The sequence below is a fragment of the Paenibacillus sepulcri genome, from assembly GCF_042647105.1.
Taxonomy (GTDB): Bacteria; Bacillota; Bacilli; order Paenibacillales; family Paenibacillaceae; genus Paenibacillus_Z; species Paenibacillus_Z sepulcri.
Genome location: NZ_JBHRUP010000001.1, coordinates 3,807,501 through 3,832,554 on the forward strand (window position 1 = coordinate 3,807,501; position 25,054 = coordinate 3,832,554).

Annotated in this window: 18 protein-coding genes, 1 other RNA gene and 1 other annotated feature (1 of these 20 running past the window's edge); of the genes, 3 read left to right on the plus strand and 16 right to left on the minus strand. The window is 54.1% G+C overall.

Features of this window, described 5'->3' with window-relative positions:
* The 12 genes from dnaX to rpoE form a co-directional block, all read right to left on the minus strand.
* Positions 1-1,529: the 5' portion of a DNA polymerase III subunit gamma/tau gene (gene dnaX, locus ACFOLF_RS16780; protein WP_210046145.1), read on the minus strand. 292 nt of this gene lie to the left of the window's left edge; only the first 1,529 of its 1,821 coding nucleotides appear in the window; the start codon lies at positions 1,527-1,529; its stop codon lies beyond the left edge, outside the window.
* A gap of 208 nt (positions 1,530-1,737) precedes the next feature.
* Positions 1,738-3,183, minus strand: a complete 1,446-nt coding sequence (locus ACFOLF_RS16785) for an ATP-binding protein (RefSeq protein WP_210046146.1) — start codon at positions 3,181-3,183, stop codon at positions 1,738-1,740.
* A 150-nt stretch (positions 3,184-3,333) separates the two neighbouring features.
* Positions 3,334-3,599, minus strand: an RNA gene (gene ffs, locus ACFOLF_RS16790) — signal recognition particle sRNA large type.
* 117 nt (positions 3,600-3,716) lie between these two features.
* Positions 3,717-4,118 (minus strand): YhcN/YlaJ family sporulation lipoprotein, encoded by a 402-nt coding sequence (locus ACFOLF_RS16795; protein WP_210046147.1) that lies wholly within the window; start codon positions 4,116-4,118, stop codon positions 3,717-3,719.
* 82 nt (positions 4,119-4,200) lie between these two features.
* Complete coding sequence (gene rpmE / locus ACFOLF_RS16800) at positions 4,201-4,398, minus strand: 50S ribosomal protein L31 (protein ID WP_210046148.1); 198 nt, start codon at positions 4,396-4,398, stop codon at positions 4,201-4,203.
* Positions 4,399-4,525: 127 nt separating this feature from the next.
* Positions 4,526-5,776 carry a radical SAM protein gene (locus ACFOLF_RS16805; protein ID WP_210046149.1) on the minus strand — a complete coding sequence of 417 codons (1,251 nt, stop codon included), beginning with the start codon at positions 5,774-5,776 and terminating at the stop codon, positions 4,526-4,528.
* Positions 5,777-5,794: 18 nt separating this feature from the next.
* Positions 5,795-7,156: a transcription termination factor Rho gene (gene rho, locus ACFOLF_RS16810; RefSeq protein ID WP_210046150.1), complete on the minus strand. Its 1,362-nt coding sequence runs from the start codon at positions 7,154-7,156 to the stop codon at positions 5,795-5,797.
* A gap of 110 nt (positions 7,157-7,266) precedes the next feature.
* The gene (locus ACFOLF_RS16815) at positions 7,267-8,526 is read right to left on the minus strand and encodes a UDP-N-acetylglucosamine 1-carboxyvinyltransferase (protein WP_210046151.1); all 1,260 of its coding nucleotides are present in this window, start codon (positions 8,524-8,526) and stop codon (positions 7,267-7,269) included.
* A 167-nt stretch (positions 8,527-8,693) separates the two neighbouring features.
* A complete protein-coding gene (gene fba, locus ACFOLF_RS16820; protein WP_210046152.1) occupies positions 8,694-9,548 on the minus strand; it encodes a class II fructose-1,6-bisphosphate aldolase in 855 nt (284 codons plus the stop codon).
* 584 nt (positions 9,549-10,132) lie between these two features.
* Entirely contained in the window at positions 10,133-10,531 is a 399-nt protein-coding gene (locus ACFOLF_RS16825) for a response regulator (RefSeq protein ID WP_210046153.1), read from the minus strand.
* 125 nt (positions 10,532-10,656) lie between these two features.
* Entirely contained in the window at positions 10,657-12,276 is a 1,620-nt protein-coding gene (locus ACFOLF_RS16830) for a CTP synthase (protein ID WP_210046154.1), read from the minus strand.
* Between the two features lie 487 nt (positions 12,277-12,763).
* Positions 12,764-13,339 carry a DNA-directed RNA polymerase subunit delta gene (rpoE, locus tag ACFOLF_RS16835; protein WP_210046155.1) on the minus strand — a complete coding sequence of 192 codons (576 nt, stop codon included), beginning with the start codon at positions 13,337-13,339 and terminating at the stop codon, positions 12,764-12,766.
* A gap of 349 nt (positions 13,340-13,688) precedes the next feature.
* Here rpoE and ACFOLF_RS16840 point away from each other — a divergent pair, with 349 nt between their 5' ends.
* Positions 13,689-14,822 (plus strand): S8 family peptidase, encoded by a 1,134-nt coding sequence (locus tag ACFOLF_RS16840; protein ID WP_210046156.1) that lies wholly within the window; start codon positions 13,689-13,691, stop codon positions 14,820-14,822.
* 43 nt (positions 14,823-14,865) lie between these two features.
* Here the strand turns inward: ACFOLF_RS16840 and argS (ACFOLF_RS16845) are convergent, their stop codons facing one another.
* From argS (ACFOLF_RS16845) to argS (ACFOLF_RS16855), 3 genes are all read right to left on the minus strand, one after another.
* Positions 14,866-16,545 carry an arginine--tRNA ligase gene (gene argS, locus ACFOLF_RS16845; protein ID WP_210046157.1) on the minus strand — a complete coding sequence of 560 codons (1,680 nt, stop codon included), beginning with the start codon at positions 16,543-16,545 and terminating at the stop codon, positions 14,866-14,868.
* 50 nt (positions 16,546-16,595) lie between these two features.
* Positions 16,596-17,078, minus strand: a complete 483-nt coding sequence (locus ACFOLF_RS16850) for a DUF1934 domain-containing protein (protein WP_210046158.1) — start codon at positions 17,076-17,078, stop codon at positions 16,596-16,598.
* A gap of 83 nt (positions 17,079-17,161) precedes the next feature.
* A complete protein-coding gene (argS, locus tag ACFOLF_RS16855) occupies positions 17,162-18,883 on the minus strand; it encodes an arginine--tRNA ligase (protein ID WP_210046159.1) in 1,722 nt (573 codons plus the stop codon).
* Positions 18,884-18,949: 66 nt separating this feature from the next.
* Positions 18,950-19,214: a binding site (T-box leader), on the minus strand.
* Positions 19,215-19,368: 154 nt separating this feature from the next.
* On the opposite strand from argS (ACFOLF_RS16855), the gene ACFOLF_RS16860 reads away from it, so the two are divergent.
* Both ACFOLF_RS16860 and ACFOLF_RS16865 read left to right on the plus strand, forming a co-directional pair.
* A complete protein-coding gene (locus tag ACFOLF_RS16860) occupies positions 19,369-20,514 on the plus strand; it encodes an ROK family protein (RefSeq protein ID WP_210046160.1) in 1,146 nt (381 codons plus the stop codon).
* 58 nt (positions 20,515-20,572) lie between these two features.
* Complete coding sequence (locus tag ACFOLF_RS16865; protein WP_210046161.1) at positions 20,573-21,400, plus strand: S8 family serine peptidase; 828 nt, start codon at positions 20,573-20,575, stop codon at positions 21,398-21,400.
* On the opposite strand, the gene ACFOLF_RS16870 is transcribed toward ACFOLF_RS16865, so the two are convergent.
* On the minus strand, positions 21,397-25,041 hold the full coding sequence (locus ACFOLF_RS16870) for a hypothetical protein (protein WP_210046162.1): 3,645 nt from the start codon (positions 25,039-25,041) through the stop codon (positions 21,397-21,399). The two genes, ACFOLF_RS16865 and ACFOLF_RS16870, sit on opposite strands and share 4 nt — an antisense overlap.
* Positions 25,042-25,054 lie beyond the last annotated feature (13 nt).

Genomic DNA, 25,054 nt, shown 5'->3' on the forward strand with positions numbered 1-25,054 from the left:
TCTGCAGCCGATACCGGCTCCCCATCAACCAGCCAGGCGTGCACTGTAATACGCATTTCCTTGACTCGCTGCAAAATCTCGCTCCACTTCATGCGCACCTGGGCAATCGCTTGCCCTTCAGCAGCTGCAAGAAAGGGTTCCAGCTTCACATTCGAACGAACGGTTCCGCCTGAAGGTGAAGCAGCACCGCCGCGATTGCCGAATGCTGCGCCGCGTCCGCCTCGTGTCTGGCTTGAACCCGCCGCTTCTGCAGCAGTACCTTTGGATTCTTCGCCGGCAGGCTGAACACCGGTGCGCAGCAGCTGTTCCAGTCTGCGCTCCAAGGTCTCGACCCTTTGCTGCAGCCGCAGCATTTCCGGGGGAGCTGCAGCAGCGGACACCTGAGCGGGCGCCGCGTTCGCTCCCCTGCCAGCATGATCGTCCGGCAGACCTGAAGCCGGTGTCTCCGGAAGCGTGCAGATCTTCATCAGAGCGACTTCAAAAATCGTTTGAGGGAGCGTGGCATGACGGATCTCCGTTTGATATTGATTCAGTACATCAATCATGCGGAAAAGCCGCTCGGAGCTGAAAGCTTCAGCCATAGCTTTGAACTGCTCCTGATCTACAATCCGCTCCGTTGAGGCGCGGCCTTGCGGACCCAATTTTATAACGAGCAGGTCCCGAAAATAGTATACTAAATTCTCGAGGCATTTGTCCGCACTTTTGCCTGCCTGCATAAGTCCTTCAACTAACGGCAGTATTGCCCCGGCGTTACGGTCGCGTACAGCCTCAGCCAACTGGGCAAACTGCTCTGCCGCTAACCCCCCGGTTACTTCGACGGCATCGATAAGCGTAATCTGCTCTGCCGCATAAGCAGAAACCTGCTCCAGCAGGCTGATGGCATCACGCATTCCGCCATCGGAGAGACGTGCAATATAGGCCAGCGCCTCATCCTCCGCGCCAATCCCTTCTTCATCGCATATTCGGCGCAGCCGCTCTGTCTGCTCCGGCAGTGAAACCTGGCGGAAATCGAAGCGTTGGCAGCGCGAAATAATTGTAGCCGGCAGCTTATGCGGTTCCGTAGTCGCCAGGATGAAAATGACATGGCCTGGCGGCTCCTCCAGCGTTTTGAGCAGCGCATTAAACGCTTCTGTAGTAAGCATGTGAACCTCGTCAATAATATACACCTTGGTACGGACTTCAGATGGTGCGTACCTGACCTTGTCCCGGATATCCCGAATCTCGTCAATACCCCGGTTGGATGCTGCATCAATCTCAACGACATCCATGACGGTTCCTGCAGTGATTCCGCGACATGCGTCGCATTCATTGCATGGCTCCGGCGCTGGCCCCCGCTCGCAGTTAATTGCCTTGGCCAATACTTTGGCCGCCGTTGTCTTGCCTGTCCCTCGGGGACCGTTAAACAGATATGCATGCGACACCCGGTCTTCCCGGATCGCATTTTGCAGCGTCTGGATAATATGCTGCTGGCCGACCATGTCCTGGAACGTCTGTGGACGCCAGGCGCGATATAAAGCGATATGTGTCACACGGAACGTTCCTTTCGGCTCATTATGGGCATTGCCCGGTATTCTCATTATACACGAACCCGTCCGCCAAAAAAACCGTTAACCTGCGGGCTTTCTTTCTTTTCCCTCTATGCAATCGCTGCTGCTCCGCTGTTTGCAGCGGAGCGGCTGGATATACGTTTGGTAAAAACAATTCCGTAAGAGAATGGCGCAGCCGGGACCGGAACTTTTAACAGGGCAGCATAATGGTAAAAAGAGCGCCTTCCTCTGTCGTATCCGCCCGGATCGATCCCCCGAAATCATGCAAAATCCGTTGACAGACCGAAAGACCGAGTCCGGTTCCGTTAGCCTTCGTTGTCACGAACGGATCGAATATTTTATCCAGCATGGAAAGGGGAATTCCCGGTCCCGTATCCTGGATTTCAATCATCAGCCATCTCCCTTCACTGTTATTCTCCACTTGTGCATGTACTGTCAATGTCCCCCCGATGCTCATAGCTTCAATACCGTTTTTGCAAATATTCAGCAGCACCTGCTTCAACATCTCCGGATCAGCCTTAACAACGGGAAGTTCCGCCCCCCATTCCCATGACACTGATACGCTGTGAAGCAGGGCTTCGCTGGCAACCATCGGCATAATTTCGCGAAATACGGCATCAATTTGAATCAGATCCTGGGTGACATGCCTGGGTTTGCTCAGCATAAGAAATTCACCGACGAGACTGTTGATCCGATCAAGCTCTGTGAGCATAATCTCCGTATACTCCACTTCCTTGGTCATTCCGCGCGCGGTCATTGTTTTTTGAAACATCTGCATAAATCCGCGTATCGCGGTGAGCGGATTGCGTATTTCGTGAGCGGCTCCAGCGGCAATCTGGCCAATCATCGCCAGGCGGTCGCTGCGCTGAACCTGCACCTCCAGCGATCGTAAATTGGTGACATCCTTGAACAGAATATAAGCGCCCTCCACTACGCCCCCGGAACTGTGAAAAAGTCCGACATCCATCAACAGCTCTGTCTGTTCACTGCCCTGAATCCAGGTCATGGGGTAATTCCGCACGGCCGGACCGCCTGCAAGTGCGCTTTGAATGAATTTGTATTCCTTGGAGGAGGCAAAGAAATGATGGAGCGGCTCATTCACAATGGCGGATTTCGAAGCGCCAAGCAGCCTGCATGCCAGCGGGCTAATATCCAGAATGATCGACTCTGAGGGGTGAAGCAGAATCACTCCAATGTGATCGTCCCGCAGCATCGTTTCTCCAAAGCGCTGGATCAGATTCCCTTCCTTTACAGGCTCCTGGCTGAAAAGAAGCAGCAAGTGGTGCAGGTCATGCCCGTTCTCCATTCTTAAAGGCATCACATGGAGGATGAGAACTTCACCGTTGGCTTTTTTCAACCGCGTGGGAGCCGGTTTAATAATATTCCGGTTCCCGATGCTGAGCACATCTCCGCCCGTTTCTGTATTAAATAATTGGCTGTCGGAAAGAGATGATATGCTTCGATTGAGGATCGTCGAGGAGGTGTAACCCGTTTCGCTTAAAAATAAGGAATTGCACTCGGTAATCATACCTTGATCATCCAGCACCAAAACCATAGTTCCGGGCAGATGACTGGAGTAATCATCAAGCATATCCATACTTATTGAGCCGGTTGGCAAGGATGGCGCTTTGTACATGGTGATCCCCTCTTTTTTAATATGCTGTTTCTTCCTTTCGTTCCATAATTACCAAATTCCTGCAGAAAAAGAAAAAAACATCCACACGAAGTCATATTACGCTTCGCTTGGATGTTTATGTTTTACTTAGGTGGCTACTATAGAGTTAAACCGCGCACCTGTCTTCGATACATGCGACCCGGGCGGCAATTTTATTCCCAGCTCTGGCCAGGCACTCCCCCGGCACATGAACGTACCCGCTTACGGCTGCTTCCTTCCGGACCTGACCGGGTTCACAAGCGTCCATTGCGGAGGACCAAACCGTCAACACTGTTCCTAAAAACCAGCCCCGCATCGGCATAACCTCGGACAGGAATTCAACCTCGCTACAGCGGATTGCGAGTTACAGGGCACCGCTACCTCCCCGTCTAGCACGGCAGAAATAATTATAGCGTGTTCTGTCTTAAAGTGCAACTATAAGAAGAAATGACAGTCCATTGGGAAACGCTGCTATGCCGTCTTTTTACAACCAGTCACAAAAAGAGAAACTCCCCTTACTTCTTCGAGGTAACAGATACCTTATAGCGCGGCATGTTTTTCTGCAGAGTGGATAATACTTTCTCCTTCAATTGCGCCTCATCCACATTCGGGGCAGCCTTGACCGATACCTTGAGCTTTGGCCCTTGAATCATAATGTTATAATCCGCAACTCCGGGAATTTCCTTCAGCTTCCGTTCCGCGAAATCGCCATCCGATCCATAATTGAGATCATTGCCGTTGCGATTGGGCAAATGAGGGTTGCTGTTGGAAAGGCCCATATAGCCGTCATGACCGTAAGAGCGGGTGTTCATATTGTTGCTGCCGTCTTTCTTCACCCCGCATCCGGCAAGCGCGGCAAGTACGAGAAGCAGCGCCAGCCCGGCGGCAAGAACTGTAGATTTGCGTGAAAACTTCATAAAAAAACCTCCCTTTAGCCATAGGATGGCTAAGGGAGGCTCTTGTATTCTGCTAATTAAAGGCAGAGACGGTTCAATGGAATTAGATACCGTATTTTTTCTTGAATTTGTCGACGCGGCCGCCGGCATCCAGGAACTTTTGCTTACCCGTGAAGAACGGGTGACAAGCGGAACAAATCTCTACACGCAGATTCTCTTTGATCGAACCTGATTCGAATGTGTTCCCGCAAGCGCAAGTAACCGTGGTGACGTGGTAGGTCGGATGAATACCTTGTTTCATCGTACACACCTCTTTCTGCCCTGAGTCACAGGCGGACCCAGAGTTAAAATACACACTCAAAGTAGTATAGCATGGCTCACGTCAAACGCGCAATGAATTCCTTTTGCTTACTAAAGCGGTTAATTCCCTATTTAACCGGCATAGGCGGAACATGCGTGTAGGAACCAATGACTACATCCGGAAGTTCCTCTGCGAAGATGTCCAGCATTTGCTTCATTCCGTATATCTCGCCCTGCGGCTTCGGAATCAGCTCCAGGTAGCTCTCTGGATCAATGTTCAGGTTGCGCATTTGGATAAACTTCAAGCCTGTCCGCTTGATGAAGCCGATCATAGCTTCCATCTCTTCCTCACGATCGGTAACGCCGGGGAAAATCAAATAGTTGATTGACGTATATACCCCTTTGTCAGCCGCGTAACGGAGTGATTTTTCTACATTCTTCAGGTTATAGCCGCGCGGTTTGTAATATGCATTGTAGTGATCATCCAAAGCGCTGATCGTGCTTACCCGCATCAAATTTAATCCGGCGTCCACGATGCCGCGGATATGATCGGTCAATCCGGCATTTGTATTGATATTAATAAAACCAAGCTGCGTCTGATCGCGGACCCTCCGCATGGCATCTATAATAATCTTGGCTTGGGTCGAGGGCTCACCCTCACAGCCTTGGCCGAAGCTGATGATCGCTTCAGGCGTACGCAGATGCTCAAGCATGATGTCCACGATTTCATCGACAGTCGGCTTAAAGTTCATCCGTGTCTGCGGCGCCGGAAACCCGCTGTCGTCCGGTTGTTCGGAAATACAGCCGAAACAGCCTGCGTTGCAGGAGAACGATACCGGTACCGCCCCTTCCCACCGCTGTAAAAATGTATTCGATGCCGTCAGACATTCATAGCCAAGGGCACAATTGGACAGATGCTTATAAAGACGATTGTCTGGATATTTGGAGAGCAATCGTTCCACCTGAAGATTCAGCTCATCCGTGTCGCAGTTCAGAGGATTCCACCGCTCCGGATCGTCAGACTTATGCGCCGCTACGTAGAAGCCATCATCCTTCCAGACGACAGCTGAATAACCGAACAAGGGCAGCTTCTGCGTCTTGTCTGTCTTCATGTAGCTGGGAATGCACAACCGTGTAAATCCTTGCGGCAGAAGCGCTCCTACTGCCTGTACATCGCCAGGAAGCGGCCGCATCTCGCCGGAGGCCGCATGTATGCCGATTGGCCGCGTATGCGGCAATCCGACCAGTGTGGCTCCTTCCGGCAGCGGAATCAATTCATCTTCCATTAATTCAATGATCATGTCACCGCTTCGTCCAAGCGCTAACCAATCCGGATGATCGAACAAATTACCCTGTTCGTCCGCATATACGAGATTCATGTTGTCCTCCTTCTTCCCCTAGGAAACGGGGGTTGAACGGGTCGTTGGACGCCTTGCAGCGCTCGTTCCCGTGCTGCTGCTCCCTGAATTCGACGAGTGGCTGCTTTGCGGCCGTTTAGGCGGCTGTATCAACGCGGAGGTATCCAGCGAAGCCAGGAACTCTTCGTTCGTTTTTGTATCCGCGAGCTTCTTCAGGAACCCGTCGACAAATTCGATTGAATCATTCATGTTTTTACGAATCGCCCATACTTTATCCAGCTCTTCCTTGGTAAGCAGCATTTCTTCGCGCCTTGTTCCCGAACGGCGGATATCCATGGCCGGGAAGATGCGGCGATCTGCCAGCTTGCGGTCCAGATGAAGCTCCATATTACCCGTTCCCTTGAATTCCTCATAAATAATATCATCCATACGCGAGCCTGTTTCGATAAGCGCCGTCGCCAGAATCGTCAAGCTTCCGCCCTCTTCGACATTACGCGCGGAACCGAAAAACCGCTTGGGGCGATGGAACGCAGCAGGATCGATACCGCCGCTGAGCGTCCGTCCAGAAGCCGGAACCACGAGATTGTAGGCACGTGCAAGCCGCGTTATGCTATCCATCAAAATAACAACATCTTTCTTGTGCTCTACCAGCCGCAACGCCCGTTCCAGAACCAGCTCCGTAACCTTGATATGATTCTCCGGCAATTCATCGAAGGTTGAGGCTACAACCTCTCCTTTGACCGAACGCGACATATCCGTTACTTCCTCCGGCCGCTCATCGATCAGCAGCACGAATAATTCAATTTCCGGGTGATTGGTGGAAATGCTGTTGGCAATTTCCTTGAGCAGCAAGGTCTTGCCCGCTTTCGGCGGAGCAACGATAAGTCCCCGCTGACCAAGTCCAACGGGTGCAAGCAGGTCCATAATGCGCGTGGATAGTTTGGATTGGGAAGTTTCAAGGACTAGCTTCTTTTCTGGGTAAAGAGGAGTAAGGGCAGGAAAATGCAGACGTTCTCCGGCTTGTTCGGGGCTTTCTCCATTGACCGCGTTGACTTGAAGCAATCCGAAATAACGTTCGTTCTCCTTGGGAGGACGGCATTTGCCGGAAACCAAGTCGCCTGTTCGCAAGTCAAACTTGCGGATCTGGGATGCAGAAATATAAATATCTTCAGTGCTGGGCAAATAGTTGATCGGGCGGAGAAACCCGTATCCCTCTGACAGGATCTCAAGTACACCCTGCATAAACATGAGTCCGCCCTGCTCTGCTTGAGCGCGCAGGATGGCAAAAATCAATTCTTTCTTCTTCAATGTACCGTAATACGGTATCTGAAACTGTTTAGCCAGCTTGTACAGCTCGGTCAGCTTCAATTCTTCAAGATCGGCGATCTGAAGATCGGACATATTATCACCACTTCTTTTCAATGATCAAAATCCATCTTATTCCATCCATCATTGCCGGAATCGGCCTTGTCTATTCCAAAGCCGATTCTACTCTCGCATCCTACTATTCTTTACTCTTGTTCCTGCTCACGCCAAACATCCGCGCCAAGCATACGTAAATTATCCACCAGATTGTCATAACCTCTGTCTATATATTCAACTCCGGTTATTTCCGTCACGCCCTCAGGAACAGTCAGTGCCGCCACAACCAGCGCAGCTCCTGCCCGCAAATCGGCAGCACGTACTTTGGCCGCGGTAAGAGGTCCGCCTTCAACAATGGCCGATCGGCCCTCTACCCTGATATTGGCGCCCATTCTCGTTAATTCGGGAACATGCTTGAACCGGTTGCTGTAAATATAGTCGCTCAGAATACTAACGCCTTTCGTTTGGGTCAGCAGACTGGTCATCGGAGATTGCAAGTCGGTGGCAAATCCGGGGTACACAAGCGCTTTGACATCAATCGCTTCGTAGTCGGCCTGACCGACGATACGAATGGATTCATCCATTTCATACACATGAACGCCCATTTCCTGGAGCTTGGCTGTAACGGCCTCCATATGCTTGGGAATCACGTTATCAATAAGTACGTCGCCGCGGGTCGCCGCAGCGGCAATCATGTAGGTTCCTGCTTGAATGCGGTCGGGGATAATCGAGTGACGGCAACCATGCAAGCTGTCTGCTCCCTCAATACGGATCGTCTCTGTCCCGGCTCCTTTAATTTTCGCGCCCATGGCGTTAAGAAGAGTGGCAACATCTATAATTTCAGGCTCTTTTGCCGCGTTTTCGATAATCGTGGAACCTTTGGCCCGGGAGGCCGCAAGCATAATATTAATGGTTGCTCCAACACTGGCTACATCAAGATAAATTTTTGCACCCCGCAGCTCTTTGGCTACGATACGAACCGATCCATGGTCATTCGTCACTTTGGCGCCAAGTGCTTCAAATCCTTTAATATGCTGTTCAATGGGCCTGGGCTCGAAATTACAGCCCCCGGGAAGACCGATTGTCGCTTCGCCAAAACGACCAAGCATGGCACCCATCAAATAATAAGAGGCGCGAAGCAGCTTTACTTTTCCGTTAGGCATCGGGATGGATTGCATTCCGGATGGATCGATCGAAATCGCATCTCCGCTTCTTGTAACCGTTCCGCCAAGCTCACGCAGTATTTCACTGTAAACCGCTACGTCACTGATCAGCGGCAAGTTATCCAGAACAACTGTTGACTCCGCCAGGATGGCAGCTGGCAAAAGCGCGACTGCGCTGTTTTTTGCCCCGCTGATCTGCACGGTGCCCCGCAGCGATTTTCCGCCGCGTATCATTAATTTTTCCATCAGCCTCATTTTCCTCCCACTCGGAAGGGAGCAAAGGAAAAACCGCCGCATCCTTTGAAGAACGCTCGACGCCATTACTCACACCTTAAATATTACGGGACATTGAGTGAAAGAGGACATCGATTTTCATCAGGTACTATGTGGCGGTTTATACCATGCTCCGGATGTTACGCTTGATTGCTGCTGCCGAACAGCCGGATTTTTTCTTGAACAACTGCTTTCATAGCGTTACGGGCAGGTGTCAGATATTTACGCGGGTCAATCACGGAGGCGCTGGCGCTTAATGCTTCGCGGATTGCATTGGTGCATGCAACCTGATTCTCGGTATTAACGTTGATTTTGCCTACGCCGGCTGCAATGGACAGACGAATGGCTTCGTCTGGAACGCCCGAACCGCCATGCAAAACAACCGGTACCGGAATGGCATCAGCTACTTTTTGGATAATATCGTAGTGGATTTTCGGCTCGCCTTTGTACATACCGTGTGCGGTACCTACAGCAATCGCCAGACAATCAACACCGGTTTCTTCGTAGAAACGGATGGCTTCCTCAGGCTTGGCCATCGTAGCATCGGCTTCATCAACACTCAGATCATCCTCAACGCCGCCGATTGTACCCAGCTCGCCTTCAACGGAAACGCCCATTGCGCGTGCAGCTTTTACAACCTGCTTGGTCAATTCGATATTTTCTTCCAGTCCGTAGTGGGAGCCGTCGAACATAACCGAGGAGAATCCTGCGCGGATACATTTCATGGCGACTTCAAAGCTGCTTCCGTGGTCAAGGTGGAGCGCGATCGGCAAGCCGGATTGTTTCGCGGCTGCTTGTGCGATGGCAACAGTGAATTCAATACCCATGTATTTCAGTGCGCCTTCGGATACACCATAAATAAACGGTGATTTTTCCTCCATTGCTGCTTCGACGATCGCCTGCGCGAACTCGAGGTTGTTCATGTTGAACTGGCCGACTGCGAATTTGTTGGCTTTGGCTTTTGGTAAAAATTCATTCATTGATACGAGTGGCATAGATTCTCTGTTCCTCCTAAAAGTTTTTGGCCCTGCTCCATCAAGCAATCAGCTTGCAAAAAGCCGCGAGCTTAAGGGTGTGAAGCATGGCTCTGACATGCGGTGCTTCTCTCTCCTGCGCGCCATTCTCCACAAACAAACACCCCTGAAATGAAGCAACGCCCCGCCACCTTCCGGTGATGGTGAAAATCGTTTCTTCCTTCAAATCTATAAGAGAAAGCATAACGAAAAGCTGGACGTTTCCTATAGATTAATAAGATGGAGGTTATGCCTGCTGCGAGCTGCTTGTCGCTAACTGCGCTCTGGCGACCCAAGCATCTTCCCGCAAAAATACAGAGAAGGAGCGTAAGACTCGTCCTTTTCCGGTATTTTCAGAAAGCTTGCAGCGGGAGCACTCTGCGGGTAAAACGGAATAAATCACGGTTCTGCTTGTTATACCCCGCTAGTATACCACAACCGTTTATTGTTTGGTACAGGTCTTTGAAACGCTTGGCTCCGTGGTCAGCAGGCCTTCCACCGCCCCAGAAGCATTCCTCTCAAGCAGGCCAACTGCCTAACCTCTAAAGAAAAAAGGCCCTGAATAATCAGGACCCTACTGCGTACCAGTTGTTGGATTCACCGCCGCGCAGCTGCAAATTAACGGCCATTCTCATCTCATCGATATCGAAAGGCTTGGTAAAATGCATCAGGGCACCGTGGTCGGTTGCCTCCTTGATCATGTCGAGCTCGCCATAAGCGGTCATCATGATCACCTTGATGTCTTTGTTAATGGCTTTGATGTGCTTCAAAATTTCCAGTCCGTCCATGCCTGGAATTTTCATATCTAGTAAGACAAGATGCGGCACGTCATTCCTTACGATCTCCAGCGCCAGTTTGCCGTTAGAGGCTTGAAAGGTCACATAACCCTCACTGCTAAATACTTCCATCAGCAAGACTCGAATACCGTTTTGGTCGTCGACGATTAACACTTTCTTCTTATCCAACTCGAAACCCTCCTACGAATGCGCTAAAATCCTGCCGCACGATTTGGTCAACACTCCCATAATCGTTAATTTATTCGCGAAGTGGCATTCAATATCCTGCTTCATGCTGGAAAAAAAGTGAAAAACTACATCTTTCCTTCTAAACTCTCGGATCTTAGCAGCGCTGCCCTGACAAAACCGCGGAAAAGCGGCTGCGGGCGATTTGGTCTGGAGGTAAATTCGGGATGGAACTGTACGGCCAAAAACCATGGATGCTCCGGCAGCTCGATCATTTCAACCAGACGGCCATCCGGCGAAGTCCCCGAAATGCGCAGTCCGCCCGATTCGATGCGTTCGCGGAATTCATTATTGAATTCATAACGGTGACGATGGCGCTCATATACAAGCTCGTCACTATATTCACGTTCGGCCAGCGACCCGGCAGCAAGCTTGCACGGATACAAGCCAAGGCGCATGGTTCCGCCCAAATCCTCGATATCCTTTTGTTCCGGCAGCAGATCAATAACCGGATAGCTGGTGGAAGGGTTGATCTCCGAGCTGTTGGCATCGGCAAGCCCCGTAACATTGCGGGCAAACTCGATAACGGCTACCTGCATGCCGAGACAAATGCCGAAAAATGGAATCTGGTTCTCGCGGGCATAACGGATCGCCGTGATTTTGCCTTCAATCCCCCGGTCGCCGAAGCCGCCAGGCACCAGAATGCCATGAACGCCATCCAGCAAATCCGCTACATTCTCGCTTGTCACATCCTCCGCGCTAACCCAGCGCAGCTTCACATCCGCATCGGAATCAAAGCCTGCATGGCTGAGCGATTCCACGATGCTCAGATAAGCATCATGCAGCGCTACATACTTGCCGACAATGGCAATTTCCGTGGTCCGGCTGAGCTGCTTGACACGGGTGACCAGACTCTCCCATTCCGTCATATCCGGCGGAGGGGTGGTCAGCTTAAGGTGGTTGACGACGATCTCATCCAGACCCTGCTCGCGCAGGTTAAGAGGTACCTCGTACAAGGTCGAGGCATCGCGGCATTCCACAACTGCACTGGCGTCGATATCGCAGAATAGAGCGATTTTACGCTTCAACTCGTCCGCAAGCGGGTATTCCGTCCGGCACACGATGACATTCGGCTGAATGCCGATGCTTCTGAGCTCCTTGACGCTGTGCTGGGTGGGCTTCGTTTTCTCTTCGCCCGCAGCTTTGATGAAAGGAATCAGCGTCACATGGATATACATCACGTTATCGCGTCCGATATCGCTTTTAATCTGACGGATCGCTTCCAGAAAAGGCAAGCTTTCAATATCCCCGACCGTACCGCCGATTTCTGTGATCACCACATCGGATCCCGTCTCCTTGCCTGCACGGAATACGCGTTCCTTGATTTCATTGGTGATGTGAGGAATGACCTGAACAGTGCCCCCAAGATACTCTCCGCGACGCTCCTTGGTAATAACGGAGGAGTAAATTTTGCCTGTCGTTACATTGCTGTTCTTGGACAGGTTGATGTCAATAAATCTCTCATAGTGGCCAAGATCAAGGTCAGTCTCCGCACCGTCATCGGTTACGAATACCTCCCCATGCTGATAGGGGCTCATCGTTCCCGGGTCCACGTTAATATAAGGATCAAACTTCTGAATCGTTACTTTCAAACCCCGGTTCTTGAGCAATCGGCCGAGCGATGCTGCCGTTATGCCCTTACCCAAAGACGACACGACACCGCCGGTTACAAAAATGTACTTGGTCACTGATGATACCCTCCACGCTAGGATGTTAAAGTATAGGATTGCCCAATTCCTTAATAAGAAACGAATTCCACTGCCTTGCTGAAGGCGAAATTAGTTTCTGCAATTCAATTACGTTCAGAGAAGGATAGATAAAGCTTGATCCTTCTGAACTTTCAGGGACGGCTGGCGCCGTCTCGGCGGCGAGACAAGCTTCTTCTCTCAAGAAATATAAGCAGAGCATGGTCGAAACCCACCTTCTTATATTTGAAAAAAGGATAAAAAAAAGAAAAAAGTGACACCCGTATAGACGGGGCACTTTCTGGATTGGCTTATTACTTGCATGTCCGAACTTAAAGCCCATGCAATAGTTTACTCTTCGCGGCTATCCCCTGTCAAGACAAGAAGAAGGGTCTTCCGCCCCTTACAGAAGAATGGCTCGCCGTCCATTGGCGGTTCGTCGGGATTTTCGCCAAAGACCTTCTGGAATTGACAAACGCTGGAGATTTATCTATTTATCGTCGTCCTCGTCGTCATCCTCAAAATCATCCGCTTCCTCGGAATCCTCGTCATCCGACGCCTCATCCTCTTCCACGTCATCGGTATCCTCATCGATTTCTTCGTCATCGATCAGTACCTCTTCGTCAACCTCAGCTTCCTCTTCCGCCTCGTCGAAGATTTCCTGATCTTCGTCATAGCTGTCGAAATCCTCTTCCTCGGCGGTGTAGGTTTCTTCTTCCTCGTCCGGATAAACCTCGTCATCCTCATCATCATCATTGATAATGCGAGGGCGTTTGGCGTTGCCCACCGGATCTTCGGAACGTTCCACCGGATACCAGCGTTTGAGGCCCCAGGTATTGTTACCAACACAGGCAAAACGACCGTCAATATTGATTTCCGTATATACTTGCGCAATCACTTGGTTGGTTTCATCTTGGGACAAGCCACGGATCTTGGCAATTTCCATCATAATATCCCGATAATAAAACGGCGTATTGGCCGCTTTAAGCAGTTCAAAAGCCAAATCAACCATTGGCATTTCCTTGACGCGTTCAGGATCGATCTTCAAGGTGATTTCGCTGCTCATTGGACACTTCCTCTCATGTCAATCTACTACAAAACTACGCAGACAATCCATTATCAACTTTTAGTAAAACCTATTTCTTTCAAAAAAGCAAGCGGCAGGCCTTTTGTATGTAAAAAGAAAAAGCGAAGGACAACCCTTCGCTTTGACTGTATCCTTCCGGATGATCCGGCTGCTGCCCACCCGGGATGCAAGAGCCGTTAAAGGACTCCTGATTTATTCTATGTACCTCAGCGGCGAATGACACGGTTATTCAGCCTAATTATAGGAAAAAAGGTCACTTGCTCATACGGCCTGCCGCTTGCCGTCATACAATACTGCAGCATAGTCCACCCGGGAGGAGAGGCCAGCCTTGGACAGAACCGCAATTCTCCGCCTGCTGCACAGTTCGCAAGCCCAGTCCTCGTCTCACGTTAAGCGCCGCATCATCCGCTTTGAGCAGCGCAGCGATTATCGGCGCTTCCTCCAGGAATGGTCGGAGCTGCGCGAGCCGCTTGCCGAAGAGCAGGCTCCCAGACATCTTCCATTAATTGAAGCTTTTTCACTTCCCATACCCGATGAGCAGTTGAAAACCCGTTCCCGCGACGGCATCCTGATCGAGGATGACCCCCTGCTTCGCGTTCATGCCGCGACAGTCAAGCAGACCGCACGCGAAAAGGGTATTCCCTGGGGTGTCAATGAAATTAAAGCCCCGCAAGCATGGGGCATGACAACGGGATACCGGGTTAGAATCGGCGTAATTGATACCGGTGTGGATTTCAGCCATCCCGACCTTAAGCATTCGCTTGCCCGCGGTATCAATTTGTTGAACCCTGCCGCACTTCCGCATGATGATAACGGGCACGGCACACATATTGCAGGAACGATTGCCGCGGCCAACCAGCTGCGCGGCATGATCGGGGTCGCTCCACGATCCATCGTTTACCCTGTAAAAGCCTTCGATCATAACGGCAGCGCTTTTGTATCGGACATCATTCTGGGCATCGAATGGTGTGTCCGCAACCGGATGAATATTATTAACATGAGCTTCGGCATGAAAACGCGCAGCAAGTCACTGCTCCAAGCGGTGACCAATGCGTACAATGCCGGCGTTATTGTTGTCGCTTCTTCCGGAAATGACGGGAAAAGAAAGTCCGTCGACTATCCGGCCAAATATCCGCAGACCATTTCTGTCGGAGCCACTAACCGCCTGCGCCGTATTGCACCGTTCAGCAACCGCGGCATCTACATTGATATCTATGCTCCCGGAGATAAAATCATGTCGTCATGGCTGCGCGGAAAATATCATGAGATGAGCGGCACCTCCATGGCAACCTCGCATGTCAGCGGCGCCATTGCGCTGCTGCTGGCCCACCAGCCGGGACTTTCGCCGTCCGAGATTAAAGCCATATTAAAGCGTTCCATGCTCCCGCTGCGGGGCACAAAAGCTCCCCGGTTAACCGGGGAGCTGGATGTAATGCGCATGCTCGCATCCGCGGACCGGTAGGTCTGCGGTTTGCTTGCAATTCAACGCGCGGAAGCTGCCAAATCTACATACGTTCAGGGGCTGAGACGCCAATCAGGCGCAGAACCGTCGACAGCACTGTACGAACTGCGGCCAGCAGCGCCAGCCGGGCTTGCGTCTGGGCAGCATCCTCGGTAATAACCCGTTCCGCCTTGTAATAGCTGTGGAACAGGGATGCCAGCTCATAGACATACCGGACAAGCCGGTGAGGCGCATACTGCTCGGCCGCTTCCGCAATTTCCTGCGGCAGCTCGCCCATTTTGCGCAGCAGATCGAATTCATGCTCAGTCGCAAGACGGGTCAGATCCACCGATGCGGGCGGCTGAAGCTGAATGTCCTGCTCCTGTGCCTGGCGGAAGATGCTGCAGATGCGCGCATGGGCATATTGGACATAAAATACCGGATTTTCGTTGGATGTCGAAATAGCCAGATCCATGTCAAAATCCAAATGCGAGTCCATGCTCCGCATGGAGAAAAAATAACGAATGGCGTCGATGCCCACTTCCGCCATCAAATCCTCCATCGTGACCGCCTTGCCGGTCCGTTTGGACATTTTCATTTTCTCGCCGTTCTGGAAGAGGCTGACCATCTGGGCAATCAGCACAACCAGCTTCTGCGGATCGTTGCCGAGCGCAGCCATCGCTGCCTTGACCCGGGGAATATAGCCGTGGTGGTCAGCGCCCCAAATATTGATCATCCGGTCGTAGCCGCGGGCGAATTTATCCCGGTGATAGGCAATATCCGGCGTCAGGTAGGTGTAGGAACCGTCATTTTTCACCAACACGCGGTTCTTGTCATCGCCATAAGGCATCGTGGACAGCCACGTGGCGCCTTCCTCTTCAAACACTTGCCCACGCTCACGCAGCGCCTCAAGCGCCGCTTCGACCTGTCCGCTCTCATACAGCTTCGTCTCACTGTACCATTCGTCGAATTCGACGCGGAATTCCGCCAAATCACGCTTGATCTTGTTCAGCTCCCGCTCCAGGCCGTATGCGCGGAAGAATGCAAAACGCTCATCGTCCGGAATCGACAGCAGCCGGTCGCCTTCCGACTCGGCCAGCGCCTTGGCGAAGCCAATAATATCTTCGCCATAATAACCGTCTTCCGGCATTTGGGCTTCCTGACCAAGCGCTTCCTTATAGCGGGCCTCAATAGAGTAAGCCAGGTTCGCTACCTGCTTACCGGCATCATTAATGTAATATTCCCGTGTGACCCGGTAGCCGGCGAAATTCAGCAGATTACAAAGCACATCGCCCACAGCGGCGCCGCGGGCATGGCCCAGATGCAGGCTGCCCGTCGGATTGGCGCTGACAAACTCGACCTGGACGGATTGTCCGCCTCCCGCATTCACACGGCCATATTCCTGGCCTTGGCCCAGCACCTGACTGATCACCGGATAGAGATAGCTCTTGTCGATCCGGAAGTTAATAAAGCCCGGTCCGGCAATCTCCGCGGACTGTATGGATGCCTTGCTTTTATCCAGATGGGCGAGTATGGCTTCCGCAATTTGGCGCGGATTCTTCTTGGCCAGCTTGCTGAGCAGCATGGCGGCATTGGTCGCCAAATCGCCATGCGACTTATCCTTGGGCACTTCCAGCACGAAGGAGGGAAGCTCCTCGCGTGCCGCCAGCCCAGCGGCTACCACCGCATCCGCTATCGCTTCTTTAACAAGTATATCCAGTACATCAATCGCATTTGCTTCCATTAAAAAATCCAGCTCCTCTTCATCATTCGCATTACCAAACAGGCAAACTTCTATTCTTCCGTCAGGAGGGAAGCATGCCCGTCTTCCAGCTCTTCCGCACGCAGCCGGATGACAAACAACCCGGACGGCTGCTCGTCTACCCACAGTCTGTAATGCCATTCCAGCAGCATCGGCAGCGTCGGCGCCAGCGGTTCATCCGCAGGCTCCGCCTGGGCCATATCTCCGCACTGCATCCACAGCAGCGTAGTATCCGTCTCCAGCTGGAAACGGATATGCGTCGAGGCGTAATGCCCCAAGCGGCGCGCTCCGGCCGCAAAGGACTGGTCCGATTCCACATCCCCGTGACGCTTGACGCTGAGCTCGCCTTCGCGCCAGCGAACGACCGTCCGCACCTGGCCATTCTCATCGGATTCGTCGTAACGGACATAGACGGTGCGGTCTTTGCGGAACCATTCGCCGATGAAAGCATGCTTTTGCTGTTCTCCGTCGAGCTCGCTCGTTAGTTTGATTCGCACTTTCGCTCTGCCTGTCATCGTCGTTAGTCTCCTGTCCTGCTTCTTATGATACCTACTATATACAGGAGCAACAAGGATTTCAATGCCGCCGGAAGCAGCGGCTAAATCTGGCGGGGCGACTGGAGACCCAGCACAGTCAGCCCGCTGCGGATGACCTTGGCGCAGGCAGCCACAAGCACAAGCTTCGCCCGTGTCGCTTCCGGCGTTTCCGATAGAATCCGTTCCTGATGATAGAATCGGTTGAAGTCCTTGGCAGCGTCGAGCAAATATCTGGCCAAGATGGAAGGCTCATTCGCCTTGACCGTCTCGCGGATGGCAACCGGATAGGCGGTTAAGGTTTTGAGACAGGTCCATGCGGCGGGAAGGGATAAGAAGCTTCCCTCTTTTTGCAGAGCGCCATCCCTAACTGCCTGCATCGCTTCATCGATAGTCAAGCCGCCTTTGTCCAGCAGCTTATACGCCCTTGCAGCGGTATATTGCAAATAAGGCCCCGTCTCCCCCTCAAAGCGAAGCGCTTCGTCCAGCGAGAAATTCACTTCCAGCTGCCTACCGTGCTTCAAATCGCCGAAGATAATGGCGCCGATGCCGACAGCCTCGGCAATCTCCCGCCTGCCGGCAAGCTCCGGATTCTTCTCGGCGATGAGCGCTTCCGCTTTGGCGACCGCTTCATCGAGCACCGTGTCAAGAAAGACCACCTGCCCTTTGCGTGTGGACATCTTGCGGCCTTCGAACTTCATTAATCCGAAGGCGACATGCTCGCAGCGATCCACGCCGTCCATTCCCATCCGCTGCAGAACGGCAAACACCTGCTGGAAGTGAAGCTTCTGTTCTGAACCAACCACATAAAGAAGGCGGTCGGCTCCCATCTCACGCTTCCGGTACAGTGCGGTGGCCAAATCGCGCGTCGGGTAAATCGTCGAGCCGTCGGATTTCAAAATGAGGCAGGGCGGCATACCCTCTTCATCCAGCCGCACCACCTGAGCGCCGTCGCTCTCCTCAAGAAGCCCCTGTTCAGTGAGCTGACTCACAACCGCCGCCATTTTATCATTATAGAAGCTCTCTCCCAGCGTATGGTCAAAGGCAACTCCAAGACGCGCATACATCCGGTCGAATTCCTTCATGCTGAACGATACAAAAAACGTCCACAACCGCTTTGCTTCCGCATCCCCGTTCTCAAGCTTCCAGAACCAGAGGCGCGCCGCATCCTCGAGCGAATGATCCCTCTCGGCCTCCTCATGAAAAAGCACATAGAGACGCAGGCTCTCGCGGATCGGCTCCCGTTGAAGCGCCGCTTCGTCGCCCCAGCGCGTGTAAGCCTCCATCAGCTTGCCGAACTGCGTTCCCCAATCCCCGATATGGTTGACCGTCATCACCTTATACCCCGACAAACGGTAGAGATTGGCGAGTGCATGGCCGATCATCGTAGAGCGCAGATGCGCCACTCCAAACGGCTTGGCGATATTGGGCGAGGACAGGTCAATGACGACCCGCTGCCCCTCTCCTTCCGAAGACTTGGCAAAATCCCCGTCCAGTATGGTCTCAAACAGCTCTGGAGCAAAGCGGGCAGGTTCAAAAAACAGATTCAAATAGGGACCTTTGGCTTCTGCGAGCACACCGGCAGACGGGTCCTGGACAAGCGGCGCAAGCTCCCCGGCGATGGCTGCAGGCGGACGCTTCCATTGGCGGGACAGCAGGTAGCAGGGGAACGCCACATCACCAAGCGCCGGATTCGGGGGAAGCTCCAACACAGCGGCAATCTCCGCCTGCGAAAGCCCGGTATGAGGCTGCAGGCGCTCTGCCACCCATTTCAGCAAAAGATTCATCTTATTCTCCTCCTTCGATTTTTAACGGACGCTTATGTTGAAAAAACACAAAAACCCCCGTCTCTGTAAAGAGACGGAGGTCTGGTCCGTGGTACCACTCTTCTGGCTCCCGCCTTGAATAGAAGGGGCCGGCCGATTGGCCGGCTGCCTCTCCTCATTAGCGGGGCCGCTTGAACACGGTAACGGGGTGACCGGATTATCCTACAGCGGCAGGCGCATTCGGACAATCAACTCCCGGGCCCGCTTCCCATGCCTCGCTGCACCGGCTTTCACCGCCCCGGCTCGCTGCTTGCAGCGCGTTGCAAAGTACTGTCCCGTTCATCGCTTGTAAGCTGTTATTTGTTTATTATATGCATCCGAAGAGAAATTGCAAGGGGAAGGCATAACGGCCCATTCATGCGACTTGCTGCCGGCTTCATGAACAGCATATACTAAACTGAACTGAACAACGGGATTTCAATTTTATTTGGAGGACGGCAGGATCAATGAGCAAAGGAACCGCATTATTACGGCAGCGCAATGAAAAACGCACCCTGGCGCTGCTTCGCACCGGGGAACATCACTCCCGGCAGGAGCTGTCCAAGCTGCTCGGCTTAAGCAAAAACACCATTTCGCTCATAATCGACAGCTTCATCAAGCAGGGGATCGTCGAGGAAAAAGGACTGGACGAGCAAAGCGGCGCAGGGCGGCCAAGAATTCAGCTGCAGCTGATTCCGGCTTTTCATACCGCAATCGGAATTTCCATTGGCCATTCAAGCTGCCAGTTTGTCGTCACCGACTACCGCTCCACCATTCTGGAGAGCGGTGAATGGACGATCCCATCGATGCAGGCGGACCCTTTTATCGGGCAGCTGATCCGCTTGTGCGGCGGGCTTCTCGACAAATACCCTCAGACACTCGGCATCGGTGCGGCGATACCTGCGCTGGTCGATCCCCACTTGGGCCTTGTGCACTTCTCGTCCCATCTGGACTGGCGGGACGTCCCTCTCAAGGAGCGGCTGGATGAGGGCCTCCCGGTGAAAACCATCGTCATGAACAATGTCAAAGCGTCTGCGCTGGCGGCTTCGTCTGCTGTCCCCTTGCCCCCGGGAGGCTCCGGCAATCTCTTCTATCTGCGGGTGGATGAAGGAGTAGGAGGAGCCCAGATTATTGACGGCCGCGTCTATGATGGCGCAAGCTTCACTGCGGGTGAAATCGGTCATCTGTGCGTGCAGATGGACGGACCCCTGTGTGCCTGCGGACAGCGGGGATGCCTGGAGACGCTCGTCAGCATGCCTGCGGTGAGAGAGCAGCTGCGCGCCAGCTGCCCCTCGGCGAACCCGGAAGAAAGTCTGCTGTCACTGGTGACCAGACTTCAGCATGAAGCATGCGTCCTGAATCTGCTGCGTGCATCCGGTGAACATATCGGCTTCGCGCTGGCCCAAATCGTGAATCTGATGAACCCGCAGAACATCATCATCGACAGTCCTTTTGCCACACTCGCCCCCTTCAAGCTGGCGGTCCAGCAGACCATGCAGCGAAGAGCGCTGCGAATTCCGCTCGCAAAGACGAGCCTGCAGTTCATCCGTAATGAGTTCTCTGCAAGCATTGGCGCCGCATATGCGGTCGTGCTGGATTTCGAGAAGGAGTAAACGGGTCAAGTTGTTCAGGTGCTTCACTATTTTTTAATTGGAAAGAAGGTCGCTTGCCATGTTGACCAGCGGAGCTGCAGAAAATCCGTTCTCCTCCACTACGGGAGTCGTCGTTGCCGTCATCGATTCCGGGATTGATCCGGATCGGCTGCAGCATGGTACCGCCATGCTGCCCGGAGTCAACCTCAGCGGCGACGGCGACGGCGGGGACACCCGCGATTATGCCGGACACGGTACCGCCGTAGCGGCGACGATTGCCCGGATTGCCCCTGGCTCCCGGCTTCTGCCGGTGAAATTGATGAACCGGCGCGGCGTATTACGCGATACGGCCATGATTGAATCGGCCCTGGCGTGGATCATAGAGCACAGGGAAGAGCTCGGCATCGGCGTCGTCTGCGCCGCCTTCGCCGATTCGAGTCACCGCACCTCGGATGAGCCGCTGCGCGGATCGACGCTGCAGCGGCAGGTTGCCGCTTTGCGCGAAGCGGGCATCCCTACGGTAACCGCCGCAGGCAACTGGTACCCGGAGCACCGCGGCCGCAGCCTTCACGGCATGGCGTGGCCTGCCATTCTCCGTGAAACTGTCAGTGCAGGCGCGCTCGACAACGGGGAAGAAGGCGTCCGGCTCGCAAACACGAGCCAGCGCCTTCATCAAAGTCTTCATACAGGCTGCAGCACAACCTTGTTTACCTGGCCCGGAGATCCGGGAGAGACAAGCGGCGCCGCCGCGGTTGTCTCCGGATGCTTTGCCGCATTGCGGCAAGCCGATCCGGATGCTTCGGTCGATGCGCTGGTCGGGCGGCTGCTCCGCTTCGGCCGGGAAGCCGCCGACGAGAACGGCCTTCTCTGGCCTGTTATCGATCCGGGCGAGCTGTTCCTGGATTAATTGGTCAGGAGCTGCTGCTTCTGGGCTGTAATCGGCACGCGGATCAGATTAAGCACGAATGAGAGGCCCTTGCCGCCCTCGCCCGCTGCGAGCAGGATCGCCTTCGTTTCTTCGTCGTCGTCCAGATTGGCGGACGATACGAGCGCCGCTCCCAGGTGATCGAACAAGCTTTGGATCCATGCCAGCGATTCCGTCGACTTCTCATCGCCCGCGGAAGATGAGCTTGATTTGCTGTCATCATCGATAACCTTTCCGAACACGGCCGTGCGCATTATGAAGTGGATGACTTTGCCGACGACCTCGATGCCGGAGCCGACTTTTTGCAGCTTTTTGCGATCAGGAGCCTCTTTCTTATTTCCCGCAACGAGGAGCGCAACCGTCTTGACCGACAGGATGCCCGTAATAGCCAGCATCGTCCATTCCATGGCCTCAACCTCCTCGCCTTTGTTCACATGCATGCCCAACGCTTCCGTTGCCAGACCCAGCACGCCCAATCCTGCGCCAAGCCACAGCTGCCAAGCTTCAGCCGGCTTCGAACTGCCTCCTTCGCTTACAACATTGCCCTGCACGTATAACTGATATCCCGTAAGAATCATGCTCATGAATGAGCCTACAAGTCCACCCGCCCACGAAAATTTGCGCAGCCCGTCAACCCCCGACTGAACGGTTACATTCCCGAACGAAAGCGGAATGACATCGCCTTTCTTGAAAGGCGCCTCTCCCAGCATGAGCTTGTAGGCTATGGTGGCCGGAATGGCGCAAAGCATCATCACGCCGTCAATCATCCGGAACGAGGTGTCGATATGGGCGCCCGGCGCGACGAACTCCACCAGCTTCTCGATAAACGGAAAGCTCACTTTCGCGAACAGCGCGTCGCGGGCGACTCCGATCAAATTCTGCATCAAGTCGAGGGTCCGCAGAACAAAATCGCGCAAGCCCGCCAGTACGCCCTCGAGCACATCCGTTCCCACTGCAACAAGCACCTCTTTAACTGTTCCGAAATTGAGCTCTCCCGGCTTCGGCATCGCACCGTCGAACAGGCGGCCGATGTCCGTCTGCAGCTTATCCCACATGGTCAGCAGATCGTTCATCTCATCGCCCAGGAGCCCCTCCACGAACTGCTCCGCCGCCGCCATCGCCTCGGCCGTCACGTCCGGACCTTCCACATGGACGATATCATCGGCGAGCTTACCGATTTTCTGCGTGACCCATCCGACCACGCTGTTGCCGCTCACTTCATCCAGCAGCTTCTGAATCGGAGCGGCCGCTTTGCCGATATCGTCGATAATGCTTTGTCCCGGACCGGGTCGGCTCGGCTTCGCCGGAACGGCGCCGCCCGCCGCCCGCCATTGTCCGATTTGCGCAATGGCTTTGTCGAAACCGCCCGCCGCTGCAGTCTTCATACGGCCGACGGATTGTTTCAGGGATGTCAACGCTTCATCCGCTGCCTCCACCATTGCTCTGCGGACCAGCACGATATCTTCCCACTCGAGCAGAAACTTCAAGTAATCCCACAGCTTCTCAAGTCCCGTCTTCACCTGCGCCCATAGCCATTTGAAGAAAGCACCCGCTTCCTCGAGCGTTGTGAGCACGAATTTCTTAATCTTGTCGCCGATGGCGCATATGAATTGGAACGCGCCTTCCGCCTTATGAAGCACGAAGGTCAAGCCCTCCTTCATTTTCTCCCCGATCCCCTCGAAGAAATCGGCAATCGTATGGCCAAGATTGACGAAGAAATGCTCCGCGCTTTCCGCGGCCCCGATCAGCTTCGAAATGGCGTCGTCGTGGATAACGCGCACGCCCTGCGCATCCGATTGAATGCCCCAGCGGTACGCATCGGGCAATGCATCTGCCCGCAGCACAGAGCTGAATGGGGCGCCTGCCGGAGCTGTCCGCACATCCGGAGCGGCTCCGTTCGAGGAGAGGGCGAGTCCGGCCGCCTGATTGAGCGAGGCGGCTACCGCATCCACCTGCCCCTGGTCCGGGCCGGTCCGGAAGTTGTCCGGCAGCAGCGGCGTGTCGCCGCTTGGCGTCCTCACCGTCGCGGCGCGAAGCTCATCCGCCGTCATCGATTTGAACCGGTCGAACACCCCGGAAGCCGGATTGACGTCGATGTGACCGTCGACGCCGTCAACAGAGAAACGGTAGACAGCCGGAGTCAGCGATTTCACCCGGTTGAACAGGCTGATGCCGCCGTTCAAATCGGTGAACGTATCGACAGCCGCGCCAGGGCCGATCAACACGGCGTCCCCATTGAGCGAAACGCTGGACAACACGGATGCCGTCACCGAGATTTTAACCGCCCGCTTCGGCGCACCTGCGTCATCCAGGACGCGAAGCGAGGTTCCGTAGCACGTTACCTGCATCACCTGGTCCGGATCGGATACATGCAGGGGGCTTTCCTGCCAGACGCCGGTTCTGTTATCCTGCCAGATGTATCCCGCATGGGCATCGGTATATACCGCCAGAACCGATGCCGTCGTATGCCGGTCTCCCGGGACCGGCGCCATTTCCTGCACCCCGCTCCGCAGCCGTAAGGGCGGTTCCCAATCCGTGTCCGCATTCGGACGCTTGACGACATTCAAATCGCCATTTTGCAGCAGCGCCCACAGGGAGACACTCCCGTCCGCTGCCTCGCCGACGATCACATCCTGTACATTCGCCGCCGTATCCGGAGCGGCAATCTGGCTGACCCGGGCGTCCTCGGCATTATCCAGCTCCGCAGCAGGGATCAGGTGCAGGCCCTGTCCGCCAATATATAAATTTGTGCCGTTCTCCGTCATAACGCCCGTCTCCAGGACATTAGCTCCAGCCGGGCAGGGCAAACCCACGACGGGAGGTATGGTTGCAGGCTTGCCCGCGCCGTCGTATTCGGGGAACGGCCGGAAGGCCAGCACGTGGTCGCCGCTGCCAATGCCCAGCACATGCAGCCCTCCTCCGTATGTCGGATGAACGCCGGCCTCGAAATCAAGAACTTCTTCCAGCGTAACGGCGGGATTAAAGACGAGCGCGCCTGCGAATGATGCTGCTCTGTCACTGCGCAGCAGATATACGGCCTCGCTTGGCCCCCTGCTGCCTGCCAGCACGACCGTCCACAAACTGTCGCCTTCATCCAATACCCGAATCCCTTCAACGCGGACATTTTCCCTTGTCCCGCAGTCCGACCAGGCGATCTGCTCCCAGTCGCTGCTTGCGCTGGATAAGTTATAGGCCGCGAATATGCGGCTTTGCGTCTGGCCGGGACCCGCATCGACCGCTACGGCGATCGTGATGCGGTCGTCATCGGTCCAGCCGGCGCCGACGGCCCGCACCTGCGGCGCCCCTCCCACAGCGGAAGCAAGCGACGCGCCAAGATCGGCCAAGCTCCATCCGCTGTCCGCCTTATGGTCTTGACGCACAAGATAAAGCCCGTTCTGATTGCCGATCGTCAGCACCATCGGCGTTACGACGCCGGATTTGCGGTCGGGCAGCGCAATAACACGCCGTTGAAATCTCCCATGTGCAGCCGGTTCTGCCAAGTCCTCGCGGCCAAACGTGCGGGCCGCCTCCATATGATCGATAATATCGTTCGAAACGGTAAACTGTATGGAATTCCCACTCACATCATTAGCGGATAATCGTACCACTCGCGGTTTGTTCATTGCGAGACTCCCT